This is a genomic window from Helicobacter salomonis, from assembly GCF_900197775.1.
In the GTDB taxonomy this organism is placed as follows: domain Bacteria; phylum Campylobacterota; class Campylobacteria; order Campylobacterales; family Helicobacteraceae; genus Helicobacter; species Helicobacter salomonis.
On the sequence record NZ_FZMA01000070.1, the window covers coordinates 1 to 1,983 of the forward strand.

A 1,983-nucleotide genomic window follows, 5' to 3' on the forward strand; every position below is an offset into this window, starting at 1 on the left:
GTATTTTTGAGCGTATTAGGTAAAATAATCTTGTGAATTTTCTAATCCAAACGCGTTTATAGCTCTGCTCTCTTAAACTCAGATTATCTTGCGTAAACACTGTGGAATTAGCGTGGTGTTTGCTAAAGCGCACACTCAATGGGATGTAAGTTAAATTAGGGATAGCGTGTAGGCATGCCCGATTTAAAAACTGATCTACGGGCTCTGTAAAGTATTGGCTAAAGCTCACAAAAGCCTTAGCAGCTTTGGGGGTGAGATAATAGGCAGAGGTGCTATCCACCTCGTAGGTTGCTAGTAAAAAATGCCCTCTAAGAAGAGTTTCAATCTTAGGATTTGTAGGTGTACAAGCAGACCCATCTAAATTAGCAATAGCAGATACACTTGGATTCGCTTTCCAAAAGTTGCCATATAAACGCACAAAATCAAAGTGGCTTTTGAGACAATCTAGCAAACTCTCGTAGAAATTGGGTTGTAGGTCAAAATCATCCTCTAGAATGACAATGGGTCGGTTAAGCACGATACACTTGAGCCAGAGCATGTAATGGCTAGCATAACAGCCCAGTTCCTCAGGGAATAACTCCCGACCATACAAACCTTGATACCAATCGCTACTCTTAAGCCATTCGGGAGAATAGGAGTTCTCTATGAAACCCACATAGCCTAAGTCTTTAGAGAAGTAGTGGCTATGCTTGTCGATTGCATCAAAGATGTGGAAGTTAAATACTAAAGAATAGTCGTTGGGCGGAGGATTTTCCACAACAGCCTGGCAAACAACACGCCTTGGACTATCCTTTAAGGAAATAATGTAAATATCCAGGGAGTCTAAAAGCATACAAATCCTTACATTTCACATTTTAATTCAGTGGAGTCATTATAACAAAAGCTTGTCCAAGAAGATGAACCAATGCTATAATCATCGAATCTGCAAGACTAGGGCATTTATGAAAATTCTTTTTAACACCGAACAATATTATCCACTGCAAACGGGCGTGAGTATAGCAGACTATGGTTTAAGTGTGGCCTTAGCACAGGCAGGACATGTAGTTTTTGTGGCAACTGGCTCTAGGTTTGATGGGCAAAAAATCTGTCGAGAAGGTCCTATACAAATGATCTCTAGTGCAGGGATCAGTAAAGAAGCGCGCGAAATCAGCCCTAATTTATTCGTGATAGAATTTGATATATATTGGGACTGGACGCGAGGGTGTGTAGTGGGAGAAACCCAAGCCTACCGGGATTTCTGTGTGCCTTTTGCATGCGATTTACTGATTAGTTCTGGAATTGTGGGGAAATGGAATTGTGACCTTCTTTATGATTTGCTCCCCTCATGCCGAGCCAAGAAGAAAATCTTAAAAAGCCATGGCGAACAAGAGTTGGTCTACTCTTCCACATCTATACCTTTATATCTCAAAAATATCTTAAAATTTCTCCTCTCTGGCTTTAAATTTAGACATCCCAGTTATATTCCTTGGTTACGTTCTAAACTCAAGCAGACCCTTAAGCATTATGATTGCGTCTATTTTTTACATCAGCGTAGTCCTGGGTATGCTTATCTTAAACCCTACTGCCATGTGGGTATTTTACCAAATGGGATTTTTGCAAAAGATATCAATCCGCCCAAAACTTTTTGCAACGATTTAGTTGACCGTGGAGTCGCGGCACGACGACATAGTAGCATACCACTTGAACACCTTGTCTGTAGGCCTTATTGTCTCAATATCTCCAATTATTACAAGGAAAAAGGACAAAGCTTTGTGTTAGAGGCCTACTATCTAAGCCAAGCGTGCATCCCCTTAGTTTTTGTGGGAGCTTTAAATGCAAATTGCACTTTAGAGAACCTGAATGATTTTAAGGCTCAACTAGATGATAAATACGGACCTAAAGAAGTATATTTTTTCTATCAAGTGGAAAGAAATCAGGTTCTAGATCTCTTTAAACATGCCACACTCTTCTTACATGGGAGTCACTATGAAGCCTTCCCTATGG

The 1,983-nt window shown here is 40.3% G+C and carries 2 protein-coding genes; one reads left to right on the forward strand and one right to left on the reverse strand.

The window, feature by feature from the left end; genetic code table 11:
• Positions 1 to 832 (reverse strand): glycosyltransferase family 25 protein (locus C6H04_RS07790; protein WP_104732822.1); only part of this gene is annotated, 832 nt, incomplete at its 3' end.
• A 109-nt stretch (positions 833 to 941) separates the two neighbouring features.
• Between C6H04_RS07790 and C6H04_RS07795 the strand changes: the two genes are divergently transcribed.
• A partial coding sequence (locus tag C6H04_RS07795) for a glycosyltransferase (RefSeq protein ID WP_104732823.1) occupies positions 942 to 1,983 on the forward strand: 1,042 nt, incomplete at its 3' end.